Annotated in this window: 2 protein-coding genes; both read right to left on the reverse strand. The window is 47.5% G+C overall.

What is annotated here, in order from left to right; translation table 11 throughout:
* Positions 1 to 478 (reverse strand): flagellar hook assembly protein FlgD (locus tag A3762_RS24530; RefSeq protein ID WP_068758079.1); only part of this gene is annotated, 478 nt, incomplete at its 3' end.
* A 12-nt stretch (positions 479 to 490) separates the two neighbouring features.
* The coding region (locus A3762_RS24535) for a flagellar basal body rod protein FlgC (RefSeq protein WP_304439329.1) at positions 491 to 668 on the reverse strand (178 nt) is incomplete at its 5' end.

A 668-nucleotide genomic window follows, 5' to 3' on the forward strand; every position in this document is an offset into this window, starting at 1 on the left:
AACCATCCCATTCAAACGGCACTGAACCGGCAAATTGTTGCCCAAGGTCAACACGCCGCACGAGCTCACCTGAACCATTCAAAATAGAGATAGAAAGATTGCTAGTTCCAGACGGAATGTCTGCAATGCCGCTAATCGTTCCACTTGCCGAAAGTGGAGCCTCAGCGCCTGGCACCAACACAGAGCGCCCAACCATGGCAGACGCTTGCAATGCTTGTGTAGACTGGAACTTATTGGTGAAGTTATTCACCGTGTTGTTAATTTGTTGCATTTCTTCTAGCGCACTAAATTCAGCTAGCTGCGAGATAAAGGCACCGTTATCTTGAGGCTCAAGAGGGTTTTGATTCTCGAGCTGAGCGATCATCAGATCCAAAAACTCGTTTTTACCCAAGTCACCTTTCTTTGCCGCTTCGCCGTTATTTTCTAAGCGATACTGCGCTAGAGGATCAGCAACACCGGAGGTATTAATACTTGTCATCGTCTATCTCGCCTATTGGCCTAAAGTTAAAATTCGTTGCATCATGGTTTTGGCTGCCTCCATGACATCGACATTTGTTTGAAAACTGCGCGAGGCGGACATCATGTCAGCCATTTCCTCTACAACATTCACATTGGGATATATGACGTAGCCCTGCTCATCCGCCAAAGGGTGATCCGGCTGATAACGC

The sequence above is a fragment of the Oleiphilus sp. HI0125 genome, assembly GCF_001635355.1.